Raw genomic sequence first — 19,479 nt, 5'->3', positions numbered from 1 at the left:
CTGGAAGCGTTTTACGGCTTATGTGAATAAATGGTACTAGAAGGTAGTCAATTGGATTATTTTGACAATCACAGTGACGGTTTGGAGTTTAACAATAAACAGTTAGCAAACCGGGAGTTAATTGATTTTGAATTTTGTGGTTGCAGATTTATTAAATGCAATTTTACTGGAACAATTTTTAAGAAATGCAGGTTTGAGGATTGCACCTTTATAGAATGCAATCTTAGCTTAGCGATCCCTAAATTTTGTTCGTTTATTGATGTTGATTTTGTGAATTGTAAAGCAGTTGGTATCAATTGGGCAGAAGCGGCAACTCCAATTAACATCAATTTTTACTCTAGTACGATCAATTCATCATCATTTTTTGGCTTAAACCTTACACAAATATCAATAACTGATTGTAGTGCAAAAGACGTCGATTTTACTGAAGCAAATTTGACGAGAGGAACTTTTGCCGCAACGAATTTCTTAAATAGTCGCTTCTCCAAAACAAATTTAACTCAATCTGATTTTCGAAGCTCAATCAATTACACTATTAATCCGGAATGTAATTTATTGAAGAAAACCAGGTTTTCTAGTCCAGAAGCTATTTCGTTACTTTCTGGGCTAGATATAATTTTGGATTAAGAGCTGTTAGTCGTTTATTCCATGCAATGGGATATTTCGTCGCCGAATTTAATAAATTTAGAGGCAGGTCATGATTGATGTTTTAGATGCTTTTGCCGAGTTAAATAAAGAGCTGATTCTTCTTTTGGAAAATCTCTCCAAAGAGGATTGGGAAAAAGACACCTGTTTAAAAAATAGAAATGTAAAAGACCTTGCCAGCCACATCCTTGACACGTCACTTAGACGGTTATCACTGCAGAGAGATAATTATTTTTCTGAGAATCCCGAAATCCATTCCTATGACGATTTGGTCGATTTTATTCAACGGCTTAACAGGGATTGGATTGGTGCAACCAGGAGATTGAGCCCAGAGTCATTATCTCACTGCTTAAGGCTTCGGAAAATGAGTTGGTTGCGTTTTTGAAAACCTTATTAAACCCACATGATAAGGCTTTTTTTCCAGTTGACTGGGCGGGTGAAAATGAATCGGAAAATTGGTTTGATATTGCAAGGGAATACACAGAAAAGTGGCATCATCAAATGCAACTTCGGCAGGCCGTAGGTATTGAGGGTCAGTTATATGATAAGACTTTTTTCAACCCGTGATCGATACCTTTATAAAGGCTATTCCGTTTGCTTACGACAAACTCGACAAAACAAATTTTACGATAAACGTTGAGATCACAGGTTGCTGTGGTGGCACATACACCCTTGAGAAAATTGACAGGTCGACAGCGTTTATTGATGATCTTGAGTCAAAAAACAAGGTTTCAATCAGTCAGGAAGAATTCTGGAAATTAGTCACAAACAGCAAGCCCAAGAGTGACATCAAGTTTGAGTGTCGCGGTGATAAAGAGATTACCGATCAATTTCTGGCTGTTGTCGCTGTTATGTCTTAAGATTCTTGTAAATCCACTGCGAACAACTGCTTGATTGAAGATCGTAAAAAACTGCGCGCGTTCTTTGCTCTACATTTTGCGTCCGGTGAAGCAGGGCGTTATGAGGCAGGGATATGTTAATTCTTCGAGAATTTGAACAATCAGACCGCAATCGAATTGTGGCGATCCTCAATTGCCCGGAAGTCACTGAACTGCTGTCCAGTCGCATCCCTTTGCCCTACACCGTGGCTGATGCAGATTGGTGGCTGGAAACGGGCTGTAAACAAGGTCTTATCAGAGCCATCGAAATTGACGGTGAATTGGCCGGATGTATCGGTGTTGAACCCGGTCAACATGAATATGCTTTTACCGGTGAAGTCGGTTACTGGCTTGCCAAGGAATATTGGCATCAAGGTCATGCCACAGAAGCGCTAAAACAACTTCTTGCGCTTATTCCACCGGAAACCTTTGTCAGGTTACAAGCAACTGTTTTTGATCGAAACACACCCTCCTGCAAAGTCCTCGAAAAATGCGGTTTCAAATTAGAGGCCAACCTCGAAAAAGCACTCTATAAGAACGGCTCATTTTACAATGCGCTTTTATATGGCAAGTTAGTCTCCTAGCAAACCGCTGCAGCCTTAAGCCGAATGGCTGGTCTTATCATTTTTATGCACCTATCTTGTGACGTTGTAGAGAAAACTCAGAAAATAGGGTGGGCACCGCCCACCCGCCTACAGGTGCCACGAAAGAAATAGAGAGCAGCGTAATAAGTTATTAATGTTTTACGCCAGTGTTGATGAGTTGCAAGATTCGTCGACCTAAAGGGCGGCCAGCCAAAAGAATGTCGCCAGCCGGGGCGAATCCCGGCGACCTTGATCTTGAATTTAGGGTTTTGACTTAGGATTCAAACAAAAAAGAAATGGCTGGGGTGGTAGGATTCGAACCTACGCATGACGGAGTCAGAGTCCGTTGCCTTACCGCTTGGCGACACCCCAGCAAGAAGGCATCTGACAAGATCAGATGCCTGTTATGACGGGTTCAGGCTGGTGATTATGATTAGACTTGCCGATTTTGTCAATCAGATTTTCCTATTTATTCTTCTCTCTTTGTTGCTTCAAATTCTGCCGCTGGCGACGACGCATAAAATTGCGTACCCGTTCCTTGGCATTCTCCGTCAATTCATATTCCACTGGAATCAACAATAACGCCAATGTGGTGGCGCTGGCCAGACCTGTGGCAAAGGCTGTGGCCATGGGTGCCCAGGTGATGGACTTGTGCGGAATGCCGATGGCCATGGGCAGCATACCGAGCATGGTGGTCAGGGTGGTGATCAGCACAGGGCGCATCCGCGCACTGCAACCGTTGATCACCGCTTCACGCAGACCCAGCCCCCGTTCACGCTCTTTGTTCATGAAGTCGATCAGAATCAACGAGTCGTTGACCGCCACTCCGGCCAGACCGATCACTGCCATAAAGCTGCCGATGGTGAACACTGAGCGGGTAAAAAACATCCCCAGTACCACGCCGATGAAGGCAAAGGCGATGGCCGACAGGATAATAATCGGCTGGATATAGTCGTTGAACTGCGAGGCAAGAATCAGATAGATGGCCAGCACGGCAATGACAAACGCTGCCGCCAATGAGGTGTAGGCACGGGCAGTGCTCTCAAATTCACCACCGAAAGCAATGCTGACGCCGGGGTAGCGATCATTGATAGAATCAAAATAACGCTGGGCCAGCACCTGGACCCGACTCGCCGATAGTTGTGAGCCGGTGCGGATGTCGGCGGTGATGGTCAGGGTTGGTTTGCCGTTGTAGCGGGTGCGGGCGTCCGGCTCCTGACGGTAATCGAGGTTGGCAAGGTCACCGATGAGAATCGGCTGCTCACTGTGCTCGACAATGGGAATGGTGGCCACTTGCTCGGGGTTGAGCAGACCACGGCCCGAATCTTCCTGACGGGCCAGTTTGACCATTAGGTCGATCTCTTCGCGGGTGGTGCGGTAGTTGCCGGCCTGCATGCCGTTGAGTGAGCCGGCAATCAGACGGGTGGCGTCACTGCTCGACAGCCCGTATTCCAACGCGCGATCCCGCCGTACTTCGAAATTGAGCACCGATTGGATCGAAGCGCGGTTGTCCTCCAGATTGATCAGATCGGCAAAGGCCGGGTCGTTATGCAGATAGGCGAGAACATCGTCCGAAGCGGCGCGGGCCTGATCAATGTCCATGGCCGACAGGCGAATATTAACTGCCTTGCCGGACGGGGGGCCGGTACTTTCGCCAAATACCTGAATGGTCGGTCGTCCCGGCCATTGATCGGCATGTTGGTCGACATACGCTTCCACCTGATCGTACATCTGGTCGATATAGGTGGAGATCTGATCATTACCCGTCGGCAGGTCCATCTCGCTTTGTGGCGGTAATTCTACCACCACCTGACCGTAATGCTGGGCGCGGTGAATTTGATAATCCTGATCTTCTTTAAGCCCGGCGCTGCCGCTGGTCGACAACGTCTGGCCGGGGCCGAGGCTGACCAGGTAGCGCGACAGATCACGAATGACCGCGTCGGTGCCTTCCACGGAGGTGCCGGTAGGCATATCCACGGTGACATGGTAGCGCAGGTAGCTGTCCTGATAAAACTTCACCTTGATAAGGGGCATGATGCCGGTTACGGAGACGATCATCATCACCATCGTGACCATAAATGCCGTGGTGATTCCGGCCATGGTCAGCCATTTGTGGTTGAGCAGGGTGTTGAGCAAACCGCGATAGATCTTCCACAATGGGGCAAACGGTCCTTCCTGCAGATGGTGATAATCCCCTTCGGGATGCAGGTTGGCACTCATCTGGCGTGGACCGTAATCAAGGATATGCACCGGCAGGATAAACAACGATTCCACCAGCGAGGCGAACAAGGCAAAACTGACTGCTTTGGGAATGACACTGAAAAAGTCGCCGGTACTGCCGGTCATGATCAGCATGGGAGCAAACGCGCAGATGGTGGTCATGGCCGAGCTGATCACCGGCAGGAACACCTCGCTGACGCCATCGACAATGGCGGTGCGACGCGTCTTGCCCATGTAGAGGTGGCGGTAGACGTTTTCGATGATGATGACCGCATCGTCGACAATAATCCCTGACACCAGCACAAACGAAAATAGACTGATCGTGTTGATCGATTCACCGGTCAGCTTGACGATGATGATGGTGACCAAAAACGAAAACGGGATGCCGATGGCCGTGAGCATGGCATTACGAAAGCCGAGGGTGATCCACAGCACCAAGGTAACCAGAATCATGCCGAGCACCATGTTGCCGCCGAGGGTGCGGATCGAGTCGTCGATCTCGATGGTGGAGTCGTTGGTCAGTACCGTGGTGACACCGTCGCGCTGATGAAGCTGGTTGAAGCGTTCCACCTCCTGCTTGACCCGCTCAGCGATGGTGATGGCGTTGGCCGCATCCTGTTTTTTGACTTTCAGTTTGACCGTGCTCTGACCATTGACCGTGGAGATCAGGTCGGGTTCACGGTGAGACAGACTGGCCAGGGTCGCCAGATCGCGCACGCGGATGAAGTTGCCGTCGCCATCACGGCGTACGGCCACATCGAGCACCTGTTGTTGGCGGTCAAACACCTGACCCGTGTCGAGCAGGGTGTTGTGGCCTTGCTGACGGTAGCGGCCGCTGGGGATCTTGACGTTGGCATCGGCAATCGCCTTGGCCACTTCGGCAAAGCTGATGCCGGTGTCGCGCAGCCGTTGCGGGTCGATATGAACCTGAAACTCCTGATGATAATCCCCTTCGAGCGCCACTTCCTGCACGCCATCGAGCTTGCGCAGATCGCTTTTCAACTCCTCGGCCAGCAGGGTCAGGCTGGTGTTGGACAGATCACCGATCAAGTTGGCGATGATCACCGGTTTCCAGTCCTGGCTGTCGAGATAGGTGAAGATCGGATCATCCACGGCATCCGGCAACTGCTCGCGCACATTGAGTACGCGCAGACGCAGCTCGTCATACAGATGGCGATAGTCGGTGTCGTCAATGAATTTAATCAGGATCGACGACACGTTACGCATCGAAGTGGACTGGACGTATTCGACATTCTCCAGTCCGTCGATGGCTTCTTCAATCTCGCGGGTGACCAGTTGCTCCACATCACGTGCCGAAGCGCCGTAATGGATGGTGGTGATCACTACCTTGCCGATGGCTACCGGCGGCAGGTTTTCCACCGGGGTGTTAAACAGGCTGTACACGCCGCTCACCATGAGAATGACGAACACGACGTTGATGAACACCTTTTGTTTAAGATTCAGGGTGACAAAGTTTTTCACGGTTTACCACTCCCGCCATCCGGTGTCTGATCGAGCAGTTCCACTCCCGGCTGTAGAGCTGTTGTCGGCGCAATACGCACCCAGTCTCCCTGGTGATTGAGGATAGAGATCTCAATGGCCTGTGATTGGTCGCGTCGCTTCACCTTTGGATGGTTGTAGCGGTTGCTGATTGCGGCGACTGGAATCATCAGCCCCTCATCAGGCATGCGCACTGCCACCTCAAAAGGCAGACCGCCGCGCTGTTCTCCGGTAAAATGATCAATCATCAGTTCAATGGTGATTTTGCGGGTTTTTTCATCAAATGCCGGGCTGACGGTGTGCAGGTGGTAAGTTACGTCCTGACCGTTGAGTCGTGCCTGCGTTTGTTCACGGATAGCGGACAGCTCCGCGGCGGTAACCGACAACGGGATGAGCAGATGGCGATAATCGCCGACATCCATCAATGGGCTGCCGGCAGCGACCAGTTCCCCCTCATCCACATAGCGCTGCGCGACCTGCCAGCCAGTGGGTGCGGTGGGGCGGTGGCGCTTTTGTTGCTCAACAAGGGTTTTGCGCTGTATCTGCAGTTGTTCGAACTGTTGCTCTTGAAGGCGGATCTCCAGACGGGCCTGATCACGTTGTTGTTCGATTTCGTCAAAGGTACTGCGTGATACGCCACCTTCGTTGACCAGGGTCTGCAGGCGTTTAAAGTCTTTTTCCAGCCAGGATGCGCGTAAGCGGGCCTGATCAACGGCAATGCGGGTCCGTTCTATGGCGCTGGCGTTTTCCTGCAATTCCAGATTGATCCAGGTGGGGTCGATCTGCACCAATGGCTGATTAGTGATGGTGTCGCCGACATCGTAATACCGTGTGGTGATCACTCCGGAGACTTCGGCTGCTACCGTCGATGAGACCAAGGGGCGGCTGTAGCCACGCAAGATGACATCACGAAAACCTGGCTCAACACGCAGTGATTCTGCCAGGGTTTGTCCGGCCATCCCCCCGGAAATCAAGCAGGATGCAATAAGGATAAAAAGTGCTTTTTTCATGAACTCTCCAAAGGGGCTGCGCTTAAACGCGCTAATTTCAGTGGCTGTACGGTTGTTGGTTCGTTGTTCGATGTCTGCAGCCCGTGAATGGCCGTTTCAATCAGGTGCCTGAGATTGGTGACCATGTGTTCGGTTTCGATATACCCCATGTACCAGGCCGAGATGGCCATGGTGTAATGGTTGTAAAAAATGATTGCAGTACTGAGTGGATCACAATGGACATTGATTTCACCGCGTTGCTGACCAAGGCGAACCAATGCGACAACCGCATTAAGATAGGTGTTGTCGACCTGATGGCGCTGATGAATCGATGGCTTGACCGGAAACAACGATTCGCGAAACATAATGCGAGAGATCTCACGATGCTCTTGGGCATAGTTAAACTGGCACAGGAACAGGGTAAGAATCTGCTCGCTCACGGGCGCGTTATCATCGTTGCGCTGTTCAAATCGGCCGACCAGTTTCTGACGCTCTTCGCCGATCAGCTCGATAAGGATCTGCTCCTTGCTCGAAAAATAGCTGTACACCGTTCCCTTGCCAATCTCAGCCTGACGGGCCAGATCTTCAATACGCGTCAGTTCAAACCCTTTGCGGATAAACAGCATGCGCGCCGCATCGAGGATCGACAATCGGGTAAGGCGTTTATTTTCTTCACGTTTACCGCTCATGAATGTTCCTGTGTCGCTCCCTAATGTCAGTAAGACGGAAATTGCATCTTCGGCTTGCGCCGTTGAAAAGCCCCCGGATGGGATGTTTTCAACACCCCGCTAAGAATTTCTTGCGAGGAGTCTGTTCAGTTGCGTGTCTTTTAATCGTCTGACCTTAGGAGAGTGTTACAGGTGTGTCAATAAAAACTTGACTGCAGTCGACTTTTTGCCAAAGTGATCTATTGTGGAACATGGTGGCTCAGTTTGAGCCATTGTGACAGGATGTAACACCTTGAAACTATTTCGTGATTATTTGCGTATATAACGCATTTGGGGCATTTGCAGCCGATTAATCGCTTGGAACGGATGTTGCTCTTCCATCTCACCAACCTGTCACAGGAGCTGTTTCGTTTGCGTTGTATAGCGTGGCATATAGCGTAAAGCACGGAACGCAGCTTCAACCGAGAAAAATTTATCAGAAGGAATGGAGAATCCAGATGAGCAAGAAACTGCATCAGGCCTTGATGTTATATCTGACCCTTGGGGTCCTGGTTGCCATGACATCAACGTCATGGGCGGCACAAGCTACTGTTCCCAGCTATGAACTGGGAGAAATCGTTGTTTCTGCAGAGAGCAATGAAACCGAAAAGGTCGCAACCCTGTACACTCTTGACGCAAAAAACCTTAAGGATCGCGGCGTTCGTACCCTCGAAGATGCCCTGGTGCTGGTGCCCGGTGTCTATGTGCGTTACGGTGCTGATGGGGTTCCCCGCATTGATATCCGTGGTTTTCGGACGCGCCACGTGCTGTTTTTGCTCAACGGCATTCCGCTCAATTCCACCTACGATGGCCAGTTTGATCCGCGCACGGTTCCCGTTGAGATCATCGAGCAGATCAAAGTCACGACCGGCGGCGGATCGGTGTTGTATGGTTCCGGCGGTAACGGCGGCATCATCAACATCATCACCAAGCAGGGCCAGCCGGGTCTGCACGGCTCGATCGTTGCTGAGATTGGTCAAGAAGACAGTGCTCTCGGTCGGCTGAGCCTGGTTGGCGGCACGGAAAAAGTGCATGCGTTTGCCAGTGTCGGTCGCATCGACCGTGACGGCACACCATTGTCCAACCATTTTTCACCCACGAAGGCCGAGGATGGCGATGAGCGTGACAACAGCGATTTTGAGCAGACCAATGTGTTCACCAACCTCGATGTTCAGGTGACGGACAAGACCCTGGTGGGCTTGACATTCAATTACCAGGAAGGGGAGTACGGTAAACCCGCCGTAACCAATTACGATAAAAACGATCCTTTTACCAAAAAAGAAAAGTTTCTGCGTGTGGATGACAGCGAAGGCATGTCGTCTCAGTTGGCGTTCAGTCACAAGGCAACGGATCGTTTCACTGTTCGGGGTTGGGGTTTTTACAACGAACTGGAATTGGAAGAAAACCGTTACGACGACAACACCTATTCATCACAAGCCAAAAAAGGGGCCTATGAGTCCAACAGTACCACACGCACGACAGGCGGTGCCATTCAGCTTAATGCCGATCTTCAGGATGCCGGTGGTTTAAGCCTGGCGGTCTCGACTCAAAACGATGACTGGGAAGATAAAGGCTTTGAGGTCGATAAAAACAATGTTGCCGTTAACTATAAAAACAATGAAGATGTTGACCAGTATAATGTCGCTCTGGAATACGAAGTGGCACTGGGTGGTAAAGCCGGTATGGTTGCCGGTATGGGCTATCATGTTCAAGATCGCAGCAGTGGTGGCGATGAAGATGCCTATTCTTACCTGATCGGCTTCCACTTTGATCCGGTGGTCGGCACCCGTCTCAAGATCAACCATGCTCGCAAGGTGCGTTTCCCGTCCATCAAGCAGTTGTATGATATCGACAGCGGTAACGAAGATCTTGATGCCGAACATACCATGCACTACGAGTTGGGTGTTGAGCAGGCTCTTCCCGGCAAGACGCTGTTCAGCCTCACCGGCTTTATCAACGACGCTAAAGACTTCATCGAAAAGGATGAGGTCACCGAGATCAATAAAAATGCTGATGAGTACATGTTCCACGGTTTTGAAGTGGCACTGGAAAATGAAGCCATTGATGATCTGCTGCTGCGTTTGAGCTACTCCTACCTTGAATCGGAAGATCGTTCCAGTGACAGTGACATTCACCAGTTGCAGAACCGCCCCCGTGACCGGGTCACCTTTGAATCCGTCTATGACACGCCGTGGAATATGACGGCTCAGGCCTCTGTGCAGTATGTCGCCAATCAGTACTCTTACGATGATGACGCCAATCAACGACGTACTCCGGCATTTACGCTGGTGGATGTCAAACTGACCCAGAAACTGCTTGAAGAAGCTCTCGAACTCTATGTCGGGGTCAATAACCTGTTCGACGAAGACTACGAGCAGAGTTATGGTTTCCCGCAACCGGGACGGTATGTCTATGGCGGAGTGGAATACCACTTCTAACATTGAAAACGCCGAGGTGCTGAAGCTGGAAAATTTCAGCTTCAGCTACCAAGTGCAGCAACCGATCCTCTCCCGGATCAATCTGACCATTCGTGCCGGTGAGTGCCATTGTTTGTGTGGTGCCACCGGCCAGGGTAAATCGACCCTGGCTTTGGCGATGAAAGGGCTGCTTGAGGGGGGACAACAGGACAGCTGCGTGTCCAGTTCAGCCCGACGGCACGAAGGGGATCTTCCCTTTGCGGCTGTCGGGCTTGTTTTGCAGAATCCGGAAACCCAGTTGTTTGCTCACACTGTTGGTGCCGAAGTGGCTTTTGGTCTGGAGAACGAAGCCGTGCCGCCTGCCCAGATGCGGGCACGGGTTGCGGAGGCGCTGGCGCTGGTTAATCTTACTGTCTCATTGTGTACGCCGACTGCACATTTGTCCATGGGCCAGAAATATCGCCTGCTGATGGCTGCGGTTCTGGTGTTGCAGCCGCGCGTGCTGATCCTTGATGAACCGGTTGCACAATTGGATGAAGAGGGGCAACAGCAGTTGGTGCGCGTGGTGCGTCGGTTGCTTAATCAGGGGATTGCCGTGGTGTTGTGTGAGCATTCTCCCCAGCCCTTTGCCGATCTGATTGATCAGTATTGGACGTTGGCGCAGGGCGGCCGATTGCTGGCTGGCCGTGTGCCTGCGGAGCTTAGTGATGCACCGACAAGGCTTCCGTCCTTTTCCGCCAGCACTGGTAAAGAGACCGTGGTTGAGGCTGAAAATCTCAGTGTCGGCTACGAAGGCAAAACACTGTGGGAAGGCGCTAGCTTTACCCTCACTGCCGGTGAAAAAATGCTGGTGTGTGGCGACAATGGCTGTGGCAAAAGCACTCTGATGCAAACGTTGTGCGGTTTTCTCTCCCCCCGCGATGGTGAGTTACGTGTGCTGGGCCATTGTCCCTCACCTCAACTGTTGCAGGGCTCGGCGTTACTGATGATGCAGAACCCGCATAAACAGTTGACCGAGACCAGTGTCTGGGATGAGGTCAGTTTAAGTCATCGCCTGGCCGGACATTCCCGCTGTGACTGTCATCAAGCGTGCGATGAGGTGTTGGCACAGTGCGGGATTACTCATCTCAAACACGCCTCGCCGCATCAACTCAGCTATGGTCAGCGTCATCTGGTGGCACTGGCCTCCGTACTTGTGGCGCGGCCTAAAGTGTTGCTGATGGATGACCCGTTTGCCGGGCTGGATGCGACCAGTCAACGCCGGGTAAGCCAGTTAATTGAGCGTTATTGTCATGAGGGGATGACGGTGATTTGCGCCAGTCATGAGTCCGGCGATCAATGGTGCGATTTTGACCAGGTGTTTGCCATTCACGGAGGCCGTTTTGAAACGCAAAAGCGTTGATGCGCTGTTTATGGCTGCACCGGTCCTCAATAAACCCGAGTCGCGGCTGAACGTGCCGGTTGGCGTCCATTTGCTGATGACGATTGCGTTGTCGAGCTGTGCATTCCTGGTGCGTGATGGGCGATGGATTTCGACCATGATTGTCGTGAATCTGTTGTGGATGATGGTGTGCGGGGTCCCGTGGCGGCAATTAAAACGTCTGGTGCGCCCTTTTGTTATGCAGACGCTGCTGTTGCTGCTGCTTTACGGTTTTAAACAGGGCCAGCAGGGTGTGGTGCCGGCAGCTCAGGTGTCGTTGCAATTGATGCTGACCCTGATGCCGCCCATCGTGCTGAGCTGGTGTGTGCCGCCGTCTCACATGGCGCGGACCTTTTCGCGCTGGATGCCGGATCAGGCCGCGTTTGTTCTTGCTGCCAGCCTGCACTTTTTCCCGCTGGTGCTTGGCGAATGGCGCATTCTTTATCAAGCGCAGCAGTTGCGTGGCGTGCCTCTGGCGTGGAAGCAGTTGTTGCAACCGTGGAAATGGTCACTGGTGATGCGCTGTTTGGTGGTACCCGCCGTGGTGATTGCCATGAGTCTGGCCCATGAGATCGCGTTGGCCGCCAGAGCCCGAAACTTCACAAATGGACCCCGCAGTTGCTGGATGGAGGAACAATGACATCACCACGTTTTCTGGATCGGTTGCCGTTGCGCGATGCCCTGTTTTTCGGCTTTTGTGCCGGAGCCATTATCCTGTGCAAAATTCTGTTTCGCTGGCATCTGGGGATCTCCGGCCATTCAATGTTTTTCACCCTCATTGGCCTGATGGTGGCGCGCAGTTGTGTCAGCTACCGCTGGAGCGCAACCATGACCGGACTGCTGGCCGGGCTGATGGCCATGTCGCTTGGCCTCGGCAAGGGCGGGCCGCTGATCCTGACCAAGTTTGTTGTTCCTGCCCTGGTCATCGATGGAGCCTTGCTGTTGTTTCCATTGGCGTTGTGGAGTGTCGCAACATGTGTGGTTGTGGCACTGCTTGCCGGGAGCACTAAGTTCTTTCTCAGCTGGACTCAGGGAACATTTCTGGGGATGGACAGCACGGTGGTGTTGCAGCGCGCAGCCATTGATGGTGTCGGCAGTCTGATCTTTTCATTCCTGGCCGCGTTGTGTGTGCCGCCGTTGTTGCGGCAACTTAAAGCACGTGGCGTGATTCAGGATTCAACACGATAATGGATGCACTGATGAAGATTCTTATTTCGATTGACGATACCGACAATCTGGAAAGCTGTGGCACGGGCGAGCTGGCCACACAAATCTCCCAGACCATTGCAGAGCAGGGCTGGGGAACGTGCAGTTACATCACCCGTCACCAGTTGCTGGTTCATCCGGATGTGCCGTACACGTCCCACAACAGCGCCATGTGTTTCGAGGCGACCATTGATGCGGACAAGTTAGGGGCGATCATCGACTGGAGCAGTCAGTTTTTGGCCAATAACAGTGCTGAAGGTTCTGATCCCGGTTTATGTGTCGCGGTCGTTGATGCCCTGGCCGATGTTGAAGCGTTAATTGCCTATGGCCAACGCGCCAAGCTGGAGGTGTTGAATAAAACTCTGGCCTATCAGATGGCGGTGGAAAATGGATTGCATTTGTCTGAGCACGGTGGCACCGGTCAAGGGGTGATTGGCGCTTTGGCAGGCATCGGTTTGCGTCTTGGTGGCATGGACGGACGGCTTAAAGGGAAAGTAGCTTTCAGTGGTGACAGGGTGACCTTTATGGCTGAAGAGCTCAAGGATCATCCGTGGATTGATGCAGTTGAAACCGAGGAGGGCGTTGCCGTTTCCGACTCTGCACAAGTGATGTTGATGGATAAGGTGAAGGTGGTGCGCTTGCGACATCAGGCGGTGTTGTTGGTGGAGCAGAATGAGCAGGGCCAGTGGCAGACATTGACGCGCCAGAAGTTGAAGAAGTATTAGGCTGCTTTAGTCGGTTGTGTTGTGGGGGGCATTTCATATGGAAATCATCCGTTCACGATACCTGGTACGCACGTGACGTGGGCTTCCGCGCCCACACGTCGCGCCACTTTTGCGTCGACAAAAGTGGCGCAAAATCGACTTCCGTCATTGCACCCTGGCGGGTTCCCTCTCTTCAGTCGCTTACGCCGTGATGTCGGCAAAAACTCGGCCTGTTTGCAACAGTCCTCAAACAGTTTGCCGACAACCATCACAGCGACGTTCCTTACGTTCGGCGCTGCTGAACGAGAGAGTTCAGGTGCTAAATAACACTCTATGGTAGGGTGGGCACCGTCCCACCCGTTAGATCGGTGCCACGGGAAAAATAGAACGAGACATCATTGTGTTATCACAGTTTTACACCAAAGCTGATGATACGCACGATTCGCCGACCTAAAGGGCGGCGAGCCGAATCCGTGAAGCTTCACGGAAACAGCCTCAGTGTCGGTGTAGCCAGGTTCAGGAGAAGTTAAGCCGGTTTTTGCATCCTTTTGGGCGGCAAGCCAAAAGGATGTCGCCTGCCGGGGCGAAACCCGGCGACCTTGACCTTGACTTTGATCTTATCCAAAGAAACAGGAGAATCGTAAATGTGGTTAGACCTGGAAAACGGCACCCGTCAATTCGTCCCAGGACGTCAGAACGACGAAGCAGCAGCCCAAGCCGCCCAAAAGTGCGGAAAATTTCACGCCGATGATGAAGATGAGTGGGTCGCAGACGAAGAGATATCGTGCTTCAATTGCCGTTACCGGCGCTGGACGGTGGAAAGTTTTCACTGCCTGAAGCCTGTTTAGTCACGGACTCCTTCAGGCTCAGCCAAACCTTTCTTCTTAAAGCGGCCGCCGCGCAACAATTCCGGCCAGACTGCCACCTTTGTGTGACGGATCCAGCCCTTCTTCGTGACAAAGAATCTCCCATGGTGAAAAGATCTCCAGCAATTCCCCCGGCTGCAGACGGTGCTCAGGGTTACCACCCTTGCTGCCAAATTCTCCGGCATCGCTGAATGTGCGCACAATCATCGCGCCACCGGGACGCACCTGCTGCATAAAATGAGGCAATTGTCGGCGATTAAGGAAGAAAAACTGCAGCACCAGATCAAAGCGCTGACTCAGTTCAAGAGGCTGATCGAGGTCATGATGGCGTGTGATGATCTGCGGACAAACGGATTGAAGCTGATGCAGAGCCTCGTCTGATCCGTCCACTGCTGTGACCTGCCAGCCGTGTTGTTGCAGATACACGGCATTACGCCCTCTGCCGCAGGCGATATCCAGCACTGTACCTGTTTCAGGCAGCAATGGCAGCATTTTAAGCAGCCAGTTGTCGGCCTGCAAGGGGCGCTCCTGGCGCTCTTTCCAGCGTTGATTCCAATTGGCCGAGGTCATTATGAATTTCCCAGTGATGAGGGGGGACGTTGTTCCGGTTGCGGATGACAGGTGCCGTTGGGGTTGGCTGGCCGGGGTGACTCCAGATCCTTGAGTTGTAGATCAAGTGCGTGCACCGATATTTGGATTTCATACACCGACAGACCGAGAGAGATCATTAACAAGACCAGGCTCAGGGCAAAGATGATCTCTCCAACCAGGATGAGTTCGAAATAAAACAGCAGCATGGCCAGCACACACAGAAATAGACTGGCAATGCCCATGGTCTGCATGGTGCGGATGAGCAACACGCGTTTACGCAGGTTTTTCAATTGGCCGAACAAAACATGGTCGTGGTTATCGCGCCACTCGGCATAGAGACTGCGGATCAGGGCGGCCAAGGTCAGAAAACGGTTGGTATAGGCTAGCAACAGCAGTGAGATAGCCGGAAACAGCAGGGCTGGTGTGGTCAGGGTGATTTCCATGCAGGTTTAATCTCCGTGTTTTGCCAGGGGCGTTCACAATGCGCGTCCTAGAAGCTCAAGCGTTTTCCAGACCAACAATAAAGTCCCAATGCTCCTTGCTGACGGGGGTGATGGACAGTCGATTCCCCTTGCGCAGGATCTGCATGCCGTCAAGCTGTGGATACTCTTTGAGCTCCTTGAGCGCAATCGGCCTTTTGAGGTGACGAACATAGCGGATATCGACCATGAACCAACGCGGTTTATCACCAACACTTTTAGCGTCAAAGTATTTGCTGTTGGGGTCAAACGCCGTAAAGTCGGGATAGCCCTCTTTGACCACTTCCATAATGCCGACGATACCGGGTTCGGCACAGTTGGAGTGATAAAAAAACGCCAGATCACCGATCTTCATGTCATCGCGCATCATGTTGCGCGCCTGATAATTGCGCACGCCGTCCCAATGTTCGGTCTGCTCCGGCATCTGTTGCAGATCGTCAATGCCGAACGCTTCCGGTTCCGATTTCATCAGCCAGTAGTTCATACTGTCTCCTGGTTTGTTTTCCTGCAAAAGATTGTTCATGACTGTCATTGCCCATGTATTTCCGCTATCATAACAGTAATTGTTTTTATCACCAACTCATCGAATGCCTGCCGTGTTTTTGCAGAGAGGATATCCCCATGGACGATCGTATCAATGATCTGGAAAGCCGTATCGCTTTTCAGGAACACACCATTCAGGAATTGCAGGATCTTATCGCGACACATCAGAAGCAACTCTACGATATGGAAGAGGCCATGAAGGTGATGGCACGACGCATCAGTCAGATGTCTACAGCGTCGACAGGGGCTGGAAACAGCAATGACGAAGAGCGTCCGCCTCATTATTGATCTGCTGGCGATGTCGTACTAAATAACTGTTGTCGTTACCACGGAGGAAAGGTCACATCAGTTGTTTGGTCACAGATAAAAACCAAGACAAAAGAACTTCTTTGGTTTTTGTCCTGTCAGGTCTGATTTAGTCTGTGGCTAATTGGATTCTCCAAGCTTTTAAGGAAGATAACTCATGACCAAACAAGAGATGCCCAAAATCGGACTCGCTCTTGGCAGTGGTTCGGCCCGTGGATGGAGCCATATCGGGGTGATCAAGGCCTTGGCCGAGATCGGCATTGAGCCGGATATTATCAGCGGTTGTTCCATTGGCAGTGTGGTCGGAGCCGCCTATGTCAGTGGTCGTCTTGAGCAATTTGAAGAGTGGGTGCGCTCGTTGACCCGCATGGATGTGGCGCGTTTTTTCGAGCTTGATTTTTCTCTGAGTGGTTTTATCGATATTGAGCGATTGCAGGGCTTTTTTGATGATTATGTGATGGATGGTCAATCGCAGATTGAATCGCTGGATAAAACCTTTGCCGCTGTGGCAACTGACCTGGAAAACGGCCGGGAAATCTGGTTTACCGAAGGTTCGATAAAAGAGGCGATCTGGGCCTCAATTGCCTTGCCGGGAATCTTTCCTCCGGTACGGCATCAGAATCGTTGGCTGGTGGATGGTGGTCTGGTCAATCCGGTTCCGGTGTCCATCTGCCGGGCGCTGGGCGCTGAAGTGGTGATCGCCGTTAACCTCAATGGTGATATTGTCGGCAAGCATTTCACCCGAATTGATCCGGATAAACAGATTGAAACTGCCGTGGAGGAGAATAGCCTCAAAGCCAATATCAGCAAGACATTGCGTGATTATTCTTCGGCGTTGTTTCCGACAAAAGATAAAGAGGATACTCCCAGACCACCGGGGATTTTCGAAGCCCTGGCCGGTTCCATCAATATCACCCAAGATCGCATTACCCGCAGTCGCATGGCCGGTGATCCGCCCGATTTCCTTTTGACCCCTAAATTGTCCAAAATCGGTTTGCTGGAATTTTATCGTGCCGAAGAAGCGATCCATGAAGGGGAAGCCTGCGTTCTGCGTCAGAAAGAACAGTTTATCAACTATCTCAACCTTTAGTTCGTTCAGGGTGTTGTTGTGTTGTTATCATGTAAAAAAGAGTCCTTAGGTAAGCCTGGTATTTGTTTTTTGGCCTGCTTGTTTTAAACTAAAGTGTAAAACGGACGGAGTCGGGAGGACAACGCGTGGTATTGAAAGCATCCGTGGAAAAATGGCAGAAGTGGCTGGCCAGAGATTTGTGGGCAGATGATGGCAAACGGGGTGGCTATGACATTGCCCGAGTGCTGGCAGCAGCACTGATCGGTTTTCGCCGCCACAATTGCATTCAACATGCGGCGGCATTGACCTTCAATACGTTACTGGCGCTGATTCCCCTGCTGGCCATCATGTTTGCCCTGCTTAAAGGGCTCGGTGTTCATAACACCATTGAACCGATGCTTCTCAAGCAACTCTCTGTCGGCTCTGAAGAAGTTGTTGCCAATATCATCACCTACATTAACAACACCAATGTCGGCCGCCTTGGATCCGTTGGTCTGGTGATGTTGGTGTTTACCGTTCTCGCACTTTTGTCCAACATCGAAAAATCATTCAATGATTTGTGGCAGGTGCAGGAAACCCGATCCCTGTTCCGCCGTTTCGCCGATTATTTCTCGGTCGTCACCCTCGGCCCATTGTTTGTTCTCGCCGCCGTGTCCATGAATACCTCGATTCGCAGCCAGCATGTGGTGCAATGGCTGTTGAGCAAGCCGGTGTTTGGTGATGCGCTGCTGTTGCTGTTTGAGGTGTTGCCTTTTTTTGCGATTTGGGCGGCGTTTATTTTTCTCTACATGTTTGTGCCCAATACCAAGGTCAAGTTGGTGTCCGCTCTGGTCGGTGGCATCAGTGCCGGTAGTCTGTGGTTGTTGACACAGTGGGCTTATATCAACTTCCAGTATGGCGTCGGCAAATACAATGCTATTTACGGCACTATGGCGGCGCTGCCGATTTTCATGATCTGGCTGTATGTGTCGTGGATGATCACCTTGCTGGGTGTAGAACTGTGCTGGGCGTTTCAGTTTCGTGGTCATATCAGTCGTCTGCTGGGCAAGGGGAGTCGCGATGACGAGTGGGAACCGATGCATGTGCTGGAGCTGTTGCTGTTGATTTATAATCGCTTCGAACAGGGGCGGACACCCTGGCCGATGGAGGAGCTGCTGGAAGCGGCTTCCATGCCGAAAGCCCAGGCGCTTCTGGCGCTGGAACGCCTCAAAGCCTGCGACATTGTGGTGGTGGCGGATGATGAAACACAAGATGCTCTGGTGGTGGTTCCACAGAAATCTGCAGAAATTATCGACCTGGAGCTGATCCTTGAACCTGGGATTTCTCAGACGCTTGATCGGGAGGTGAGTGCGGTTGTCGGCCCCCTTAACCGCTTCTATCATGATTATCTGAGTGGTTTTAACCTCCCGGAATTGATCGACAAGACATCAGTCAACGATTCGCCTCAGAATAATTCCTGATCAATGGCCATCAGTCCTTCCAGAGCGCCGAGTGAAAGACCGATGTTTGGCGCGGAAATCTGTGGCTCGCGTGGATTGATGCGGATCGCTATTGCATTGGGTTTCTGGGCTAACGTTTGAGTTAAGTGGCGAATGGTCGGAACTGCCGTTCCGGCACCCATTTCAATAATCACCAGCCGTTTGCCGTTATGGCGGATGAGAAACTCATTGAAGCGTTTCTCCTGGGCGGCACTACGATCGCCTATCCACGAAAAATCACCGAACATGAGAATATTGGGTCGGGCAATCTCGCCGCAATGGGGACAGTGGGGCAGATGCTGGGCGCGCATGGTGGTAAAATCAACGGGAATCTCCTCGTTGTTGCGCCAGATGTCGCGACGGCAGGGGCGCTGGCATTGCAGGTGATGAATGGAACCATGCACCTCAACAATCCGTTCAACGTCAAAGCCCGCCTTTTGAAATTGACCGTCGACATTGGATGTGACCACAAAACTGTCCAGTCCCAATGTGTTTATCCATTTTTGGAGCAGGGAAAACCCGTTATGGGGTACGGTTTCACGATACAGATTGGTACGGTGGCCGTAGAATCCCCAGCCGAATTCCGGATCGCGGGAAAAGTGGATAGGGTTGGCAGCGTCGTAAAAGTTGATGCCGAGGTTTTTATACATGGGATAGGCATTCCAGAACCCTTCGTCGCCACGAAAATCAGGCAGGCCTGAATCCACGCCCATGCCGGCACCTGTGCTGATTACTAACGCTTCCGCCTGCTGCAGATAGTCGACCGCTTTCTGTAAGCTCTTTTGTGCCATGTCTTTGTCTCCGCAAAAGTCTTTCGAATTATCCTGATTTATGGACTGGATGAGGAGCTGTTCTCTTTTCAGAATAGTGGCAACCG

Annotated in this window: 21 protein-coding genes and 1 tRNA gene; 14 read left to right on the top strand and 8 right to left on the bottom strand. The window is 51.6% G+C overall.

The window, feature by feature from the left end; all coding sequences use genetic code 11:
* Positions 1-30: 30 nt before the first annotated feature.
* The 5 genes from DACE_RS17775 (at position 31) to DACE_RS03225 (ending at position 2,107) form a co-directional block, all read left to right on the top strand.
* A complete protein-coding gene (locus tag DACE_RS17775; protein ID WP_081449923.1) occupies positions 31-627 on the top strand; it encodes a pentapeptide repeat-containing protein in 597 nt (198 codons plus the stop codon).
* Positions 628-697: 70 nt separating this feature from the next.
* The gene (locus tag DACE_RS18040; protein WP_005998279.1) at positions 698-1,030 is read left to right on the top strand and encodes a hypothetical protein; all 333 of its coding nucleotides are present in this window, start codon (positions 698-700) and stop codon (positions 1,028-1,030) included.
* Positions 1,027-1,212 (top strand): hypothetical protein, encoded by a 186-nt coding sequence (locus tag DACE_RS03235; RefSeq protein ID WP_155808974.1) that lies wholly within the window; start codon positions 1,027-1,029, stop codon positions 1,210-1,212. The genes DACE_RS18040 and DACE_RS03235 overlap by 4 nt, the downstream gene beginning before the upstream one ends.
* Positions 1,209-1,505 (top strand): hypothetical protein, encoded by a 297-nt coding sequence (locus DACE_RS03230; protein ID WP_005998278.1) that lies wholly within the window; start codon positions 1,209-1,211, stop codon positions 1,503-1,505. Before DACE_RS03235 ends, DACE_RS03230 begins: the two co-directional genes overlap by 4 nt.
* A 113-nt stretch (positions 1,506-1,618) precedes the next feature.
* The gene (locus tag DACE_RS03225) at positions 1,619-2,107 is read left to right on the top strand and encodes a GNAT family N-acetyltransferase (RefSeq protein WP_005998276.1); all 489 of its coding nucleotides are present in this window, start codon (positions 1,619-1,621) and stop codon (positions 2,105-2,107) included.
* Between the two features lie 297 nt (positions 2,108-2,404).
* Here DACE_RS03225 and DACE_RS03220 read toward each other — a convergent pair.
* From DACE_RS03220 to DACE_RS03205, 4 genes are all read right to left on the bottom strand, one after another.
* Positions 2,405-2,479 (bottom strand) — tRNA-Gln (locus DACE_RS03220).
* Between the two features lie 93 nt (positions 2,480-2,572).
* A complete protein-coding gene (locus DACE_RS03215) occupies positions 2,573-5,809 on the bottom strand; it encodes an efflux RND transporter permease subunit (protein ID WP_005998275.1) in 3,237 nt (1,078 codons plus the stop codon).
* Positions 5,806-6,837 carry an efflux RND transporter periplasmic adaptor subunit gene (locus DACE_RS03210; RefSeq protein WP_005998274.1) on the bottom strand — a complete coding sequence of 344 codons (1,032 nt, stop codon included), beginning with the start codon at positions 6,835-6,837 and terminating at the stop codon, positions 5,806-5,808. The genes DACE_RS03215 and DACE_RS03210 overlap by 4 nt, the downstream gene beginning before the upstream one ends.
* The gene (locus DACE_RS03205; RefSeq protein WP_005998273.1) at positions 6,834-7,505 is read right to left on the bottom strand and encodes a TetR/AcrR family transcriptional regulator; all 672 of its coding nucleotides are present in this window, start codon (positions 7,503-7,505) and stop codon (positions 6,834-6,836) included. The genes DACE_RS03210 and DACE_RS03205 overlap by 4 nt, the downstream gene beginning before the upstream one ends.
* 476 nt (positions 7,506-7,981) lie before the next feature.
* Between DACE_RS03205 and DACE_RS03200 the strand changes: the two genes are divergently transcribed.
* The 6 genes from DACE_RS03200 to DACE_RS03175 all read left to right on the top strand — a co-directional run bounded on the left by DACE_RS03200 (position 7,982) and on the right by DACE_RS03175 (position 14,118).
* Positions 7,982-9,961, top strand: coding sequence for a TonB-dependent receptor plug domain-containing protein (locus DACE_RS03200; protein WP_005998272.1), 1,980 nt, complete (start codon positions 7,982-7,984; stop codon positions 9,959-9,961).
* Entirely contained in the window at positions 9,936-11,342 is a 1,407-nt protein-coding gene (locus tag DACE_RS03195) for an ABC transporter ATP-binding protein (protein WP_005998271.1), read from the top strand. The genes DACE_RS03200 and DACE_RS03195 overlap by 26 nt, the downstream gene beginning before the upstream one ends.
* A complete protein-coding gene (locus tag DACE_RS16990; RefSeq protein WP_050769962.1) occupies positions 11,323-12,000 on the top strand; it encodes an energy-coupling factor transporter transmembrane component T family protein in 678 nt (225 codons plus the stop codon). The genes DACE_RS03195 and DACE_RS16990 overlap by 20 nt, the downstream gene beginning before the upstream one ends.
* On the top strand, positions 11,997-12,548 hold the full coding sequence (locus DACE_RS03185; RefSeq protein WP_005998269.1) for a hypothetical protein: 552 nt from the start codon (positions 11,997-11,999) through the stop codon (positions 12,546-12,548). Before DACE_RS16990 ends, DACE_RS03185 begins: the two co-directional genes overlap by 4 nt.
* Before the next feature lie 11 nt (positions 12,549-12,559).
* Complete coding sequence (locus DACE_RS03180; RefSeq protein ID WP_040366120.1) at positions 12,560-13,291, top strand: hypothetical protein; 732 nt, start codon at positions 12,560-12,562, stop codon at positions 13,289-13,291.
* Between the two features lie 623 nt (positions 13,292-13,914).
* Entirely contained in the window at positions 13,915-14,118 is a 204-nt protein-coding gene (locus DACE_RS03175) for a hypothetical protein (RefSeq protein WP_040366054.1), read from the top strand.
* 36 nt (positions 14,119-14,154) lie between these two features.
* On the opposite strand, the gene DACE_RS03170 is transcribed toward DACE_RS03175, so the two are convergent.
* The 3 genes from DACE_RS03170 to DACE_RS03160 are packed head-to-tail and all read right to left on the bottom strand — an operon-like array spanning position 14,155 to position 15,690.
* On the bottom strand, positions 14,155-14,706 hold the full coding sequence (locus DACE_RS03170) for a class I SAM-dependent methyltransferase (protein ID WP_005998266.1): 552 nt from the start codon (positions 14,704-14,706) through the stop codon (positions 14,155-14,157).
* Positions 14,706-15,170: a DUF2721 domain-containing protein gene (locus DACE_RS03165; RefSeq protein WP_005998265.1), complete on the bottom strand. Its 465-nt coding sequence runs from the start codon at positions 15,168-15,170 to the stop codon at positions 14,706-14,708. Before DACE_RS03165 ends, DACE_RS03170 begins: the two co-directional genes overlap by 1 nt.
* A gap of 55 nt (positions 15,171-15,225) precedes the next feature.
* The gene (locus tag DACE_RS03160; protein ID WP_005998263.1) at positions 15,226-15,690 is read right to left on the bottom strand and encodes an EVE domain-containing protein; all 465 of its coding nucleotides are present in this window, start codon (positions 15,688-15,690) and stop codon (positions 15,226-15,228) included.
* 137 nt (positions 15,691-15,827) lie between these two features.
* Between DACE_RS03160 and DACE_RS03155 the strand changes: the two genes are divergently transcribed.
* The 3 genes from DACE_RS03155 (at position 15,828) to DACE_RS03145 (ending at position 18,584) form a co-directional block, all read left to right on the top strand.
* Positions 15,828-16,037: a SlyX family protein gene (locus DACE_RS03155; RefSeq protein ID WP_005998261.1), complete on the top strand. Its 210-nt coding sequence runs from the start codon at positions 15,828-15,830 to the stop codon at positions 16,035-16,037.
* Positions 16,038-16,212: 175 nt separating this feature from the next.
* Positions 16,213-17,145: a patatin-like phospholipase RssA gene (gene rssA / locus DACE_RS03150; RefSeq protein WP_005998260.1), complete on the top strand. Its 933-nt coding sequence runs from the start codon at positions 16,213-16,215 to the stop codon at positions 17,143-17,145.
* A gap of 125 nt (positions 17,146-17,270) precedes the next feature.
* Positions 17,271-18,584 (top strand): YihY/virulence factor BrkB family protein, encoded by a 1,314-nt coding sequence (locus tag DACE_RS03145; RefSeq protein WP_005998259.1) that lies wholly within the window; start codon positions 17,271-17,273, stop codon positions 18,582-18,584.
* On the opposite strand, the gene DACE_RS03140 is transcribed toward DACE_RS03145, so the two are convergent.
* Entirely contained in the window at positions 18,569-19,393 is an 825-nt protein-coding gene (locus DACE_RS03140) for an SIR2 family NAD-dependent protein deacylase (RefSeq protein ID WP_005998258.1), read from the bottom strand. The two genes, DACE_RS03145 and DACE_RS03140, sit on opposite strands and share 16 nt — an antisense overlap.
* Positions 19,394-19,479: the final 86 nt, after the last annotated feature.

The organism is Desulfuromonas acetoxidans DSM 684, from assembly GCF_000167355.1.
Taxonomy (GTDB): domain Bacteria; phylum Desulfobacterota; class Desulfuromonadia; order Desulfuromonadales; family Desulfuromonadaceae; genus Desulfuromonas; species Desulfuromonas acetoxidans.
This window is presented reverse-complemented; position numbering and strand designations above follow the sequence as displayed.

What these genes read in the sequence shown, in the direction of transcription:
- DACE_RS17775 (WP_081449923.1), top strand. Translation starts at nt 31, where the DNA reads ATGGTACTAGAAGGTAGTCAATTGGATTATTTTGACAATCACAGTGAC.
- DACE_RS18040 (WP_005998279.1), top strand. Translation starts at nt 698, where the DNA reads ATGATTGATGTTTTAGATGCTTTTGCCGAGTTAAATAAAGAGCTGATT.
- DACE_RS03225 (WP_005998276.1), top strand. Translation starts at nt 1,619, where the DNA reads ATGTTAATTCTTCGAGAATTTGAACAATCAGACCGCAATCGAATTGTG.
- DACE_RS03210 (WP_005998274.1), bottom strand. Translation starts at nt 6,837, where the DNA reads ATGAAAAAAGCACTTTTTATCCTTATTGCATCCTGCTTGATTTCCGGG.
- DACE_RS03205 (WP_005998273.1), bottom strand. Translation starts at nt 7,505, where the DNA reads ATGAGCGGTAAACGTGAAGAAAATAAACGCCTTACCCGATTGTCGATC.
- DACE_RS03200 (WP_005998272.1), top strand. Translation starts at nt 7,982, where the DNA reads ATGAGCAAGAAACTGCATCAGGCCTTGATGTTATATCTGACCCTTGGG.
- DACE_RS03195 (WP_005998271.1), top strand. Translation starts at nt 9,936, where the DNA reads ATGGCGGAGTGGAATACCACTTCTAACATTGAAAACGCCGAGGTGCTG.
- DACE_RS03185 (WP_005998269.1), top strand. Translation starts at nt 11,997, where the DNA reads ATGACATCACCACGTTTTCTGGATCGGTTGCCGTTGCGCGATGCCCTG.
- DACE_RS03180 (WP_040366120.1), top strand. Translation starts at nt 12,560, where the DNA reads ATGAAGATTCTTATTTCGATTGACGATACCGACAATCTGGAAAGCTGT.
- DACE_RS03175 (WP_040366054.1), top strand. Translation starts at nt 13,915, where the DNA reads ATGTGGTTAGACCTGGAAAACGGCACCCGTCAATTCGTCCCAGGACGT.
- DACE_RS03170 (WP_005998266.1), bottom strand. Translation starts at nt 14,706, where the DNA reads ATGACCTCGGCCAATTGGAATCAACGCTGGAAAGAGCGCCAGGAGCGC.
- DACE_RS03165 (WP_005998265.1), bottom strand. Translation starts at nt 15,170, where the DNA reads ATGGAAATCACCCTGACCACACCAGCCCTGCTGTTTCCGGCTATCTCA.
- DACE_RS03160 (WP_005998263.1), bottom strand. Translation starts at nt 15,690, where the DNA reads ATGAACTACTGGCTGATGAAATCGGAACCGGAAGCGTTCGGCATTGAC.
- DACE_RS03155 (WP_005998261.1), top strand. Translation starts at nt 15,828, where the DNA reads ATGGACGATCGTATCAATGATCTGGAAAGCCGTATCGCTTTTCAGGAA.
- rssA (WP_005998260.1), top strand. Translation starts at nt 16,213, where the DNA reads ATGACCAAACAAGAGATGCCCAAAATCGGACTCGCTCTTGGCAGTGGT.
- DACE_RS03140 (WP_005998258.1), bottom strand. Translation starts at nt 19,393, where the DNA reads ATGGCACAAAAGAGCTTACAGAAAGCGGTCGACTATCTGCAGCAGGCG.